The organism is Skermanella sp., assembly GCF_059503625.1.
In genome coordinates, this window is the sequence record NZ_JCACHA010000267.1 from 1 (window position 1) to 3,094 (window position 3,094).

Annotated in this window: 4 protein-coding genes; 1 reads left to right on the plus strand and 3 read right to left on the minus strand. The window is 61.1% G+C overall.

Annotated elements, in window-relative coordinates; all coding sequences use genetic code 11:
* Positions 1-1,287, minus strand: a 1,287-nt coding sequence (locus AC5JJ6_RS06330) for a GAF domain-containing protein (RefSeq protein ID WP_496041228.1), incomplete at its 3' end; no start/stop codon positions are given.
* A gap of 351 nt (positions 1,288-1,638) precedes the next feature.
* Positions 1,639-2,172 carry a PAS domain-containing protein gene (locus AC5JJ6_RS06335; RefSeq protein WP_496041229.1) on the minus strand — a complete coding sequence of 178 codons (534 nt, stop codon included), beginning with the start codon at positions 2,170-2,172 and terminating at the stop codon, positions 1,639-1,641.
* A 140-nt stretch (positions 2,173-2,312) separates the two neighbouring features.
* On the opposite strand from AC5JJ6_RS06335, the gene AC5JJ6_RS06340 reads away from it, so the two are divergent.
* On the plus strand, positions 2,313-2,609 hold the full coding sequence (locus AC5JJ6_RS06340) for a hypothetical protein (RefSeq protein ID WP_496041230.1): 297 nt from the start codon (positions 2,313-2,315) through the stop codon (positions 2,607-2,609).
* A gap of 250 nt (positions 2,610-2,859) precedes the next feature.
* Here AC5JJ6_RS06340 and AC5JJ6_RS06345 read toward each other — a convergent pair whose 3' ends face one another.
* Complete coding sequence (locus AC5JJ6_RS06345; protein ID WP_496041231.1) at positions 2,860-3,054, minus strand: DUF2735 domain-containing protein; 195 nt, start codon at positions 3,052-3,054, stop codon at positions 2,860-2,862.
* Between the last annotated feature and the right edge of the window lie 40 nt (positions 3,055-3,094).

The window sequence follows — 3,094 nt, forward strand, 5'->3', positions numbered from 1 at the left end:
CCCGCTGGCGGTCGAGGCGAACGGGATCGCCGGGGGATAATCCGCACCGAGATGGCGGGTATCGAAAAGAGGCTGATCCTGTTCCGTCAGCCATGCCGCCAGACCCGATATGAAGTCGGCCGGGGGAGTCTCGCCCAGCGTCGCGGTCTCGCCGTCCATCAGCACCGCCACACCGCCCGCGGGGATCAGGTCCAGCAAGGTGACCTCGCCCGTCACCAGCGCCTTGGGAAGATCCGATGCCGCCGCCAGACGGACGGCGAGAGCCTCGATGACCCGGCCGGCGCCGTGCCGCTGCCGGGCCGCGTCAGCCTCGATCCTGGCTTCCAGGTGCAGCGAAAAGATCTGACCGAACAACTCGCACGAGGCGCGGAGGTCGGCCGAAACGTAGCGCGGCGAATGGTTATGGCAGGCGATCAGGCCCCACAGCTTGTCCCGCATCACGATGGAGACGCTCATGGAGGCGCTGACCCCCATGTTGCGAAGGTATTCCAGATGAATGGGAGAGACGGCCCGAAGGGCACAGCAGCTCATGTCGAGCGGCTGGCCGTCCGGCCGGTCGCCGGAACCATCCGCAGCATCGGAGTTCAACGGCTCGAGCGGTACCGGCGGGCGGTCGACATCCGGGATGAGACGCAGCCAGTTGCGCCGGTATAGTTCCCGCGCCTGCCGGGGGATGTCCGATGCGGGATAGTGCAGGTCCAGGAAACCATCAAGGCGATCGGCTTTGCTTTCAGCCACCACCCTGCCGCTTCCGTCATGCAGGAACTGATAGACCATCACCCGGTCGAACCCGATGGCTGAGCGCATCTGGATGGCAGCGGCGGTGCAGCAAGCCTCGAACCCGTCCGACGATTGCAGTGCCGCCAGCATCGCCCTGACCTGCGACAATGGATTGCCCACCGGCACGGCGCCACGATGCGCCGGCTCCAGTTCGATGATGCTGAACGATCCCTGGGTGTGCAGGGTGACGTCCAGCGGCAGCGCGCCGCTGCGCGGTATCATGCCGAGGAGGACGGCGGGAAGCCCCGGCACCGGAGCGAACGGGCGTCCGGCGATCCGGTCGAGCACCTGATCGTCGAACAGGTCGGACAGCGTCAGACTCCGCAGCCGGGCTGGCTCCACATCGAGCAGCAGGCATGTATCGCCGGCAAATTGCCGGATGACGAGATCGTCGCCCCCGACGACCAGCAGAGCGCCATGCGCCTGGATCGATCCTGGAATATGGATAGGCTCCCGGTCGCAGGAAGTGAGATCGACCTTGCCGAACCGGGCTTCTCCAGCAGTCATGCCAGCACTCCATACTGCCCTGGAACCTTGCCATTCCCGAGGCGGAACCGACTCCGGCAAAGGCTGGAGGCCCAAGCGCCTCTTGCCCGGCATTATCCTCAAGCCGTTACCGGGCATACGGTGCCGTTCGGTCAATTCACCCGCTTTTCAAGCCGGACCCCGCGATGCTCGCTTACCCATCCAAGTGTCTGCCCCCGAACGGGAGCGATCCAGCGTCGCTTACCTGATCGGAATCACAGTGCTCAAGGCGAAGACAGCATATAACTTCCGGTAAGTTTGTATAGCACGTTAGTTAATCATATGTTAGCGATGTAGGTAAATCCATCGACAGAACCGCAGCGGCCCAAACCGTCAGCCGATGAGGTCGATCACCCCGATGATGGTGTCGGCTTCCGCTCCGCAGCGGATCAGCGGAATATCGACGGACTCGAAAAGCCGGTGCTCACGCCCGGCGTAGAACAGAGGTCCCGTGCAGCGCCAGCATTGCCCGGTCCGCAGGACGCGGCTGTAATAATCGTGAAGGTGCTCGCTGATTGCGCCACGGCTGTTGGCGGTTATGACCTCGCCGGTCGCATTATGCCCGATTATCTGGATCGCCCGCTCGCCGTAGAGGCGGAGATGGAAAGCACCATCGATCGCGCGCACCAGATAAATATTTGCCGCCAGCGCGGGATGGCTGGTGATGTCGAAAGCAGACCAGCAGGGGATACCCTCGCAGCTTACCGTTACCCACCACTGCCAGAGCTTTTCGGTAAGGCTGCTCCTGAAGACCGGTTGCTGGAAGCCGGTCGCCTCGATTGCTTCTTCGACTATACGAGAATCGCGCGGCACGGATTCCTGTGGATCGTTCAGATACATATTGATCCGCCGCGGATTGTTCGACATGCAACCACAATGTCATATAGCAGCTTAAATTTGTGTTAGGCAATCGGTCTGATCCCGTCGCTGGATCGCCTTTTCGCAAATTCCATCAGTTCGTCCCACAACGGGCTTTGTCGGTTTGGACCGTCGGAAGTCGATAGCCATTGCTGCGCTGCAATCAGATCTCTTTGGATGATGCCTGCTTGGGAGGATATCAAGGGATTCGAACTCAAGCACGACACCGTCCACGGTTTCAGCGTCGCGGAAGGGGATACGATCGCTTTCGGCAATCGTCGGAAAATGACCTCGACGAACCCTCTCCGCTCGATATCACGGCTGAAGAGGTGAATGGACACACGATCCATATGTCGGTGGAGATCGCTACCGGACAAGTGGTCCACACGCTCGATCTCGATGCGGTCGGGCTTTTGGAACCGCAACCCTGGTATTATCTCGGCTGATTCGCGGCTTCGACGCACCCGGGGGCAGATCCGGCCAAGGACCGGGCGAAGGTAAATCCGAGCAGGAGCATTTCGGCTTCAGCCCCTTGTTCGTGCCGATTCGTCCACGACAAGGGGCCTATTCTACAAACGGCACTATCATCAAGCTTCGATCGGAAGATCGCATGTGGGGCAGACCTCATCCCATGTGCCGGCGCTTCAGCGCCCCTTCGGTACCGTGCAGGCCGGAAAGCCCGACGGAACCGTGGTGCTACTGCTTGCGGTTCCCCTCGGCGTCCTTGATCGCCGCTTCGTGATACCAGCTGCCACCGAAGGCGGCGTCGGAAAAACGGTTGGACAGATCGAAGGCGCTATCGTCCGGCTCGCGGCGGGTGCCGGGAACAGTACGGGCCATGATGGGGAACTTGTAGATTTTAGCCGTTTGTCTCTGAAAGTTACCAGTCATCTTTGTTCTCTCCTCTTAGAGCAGACCGTCTGTGGAACTG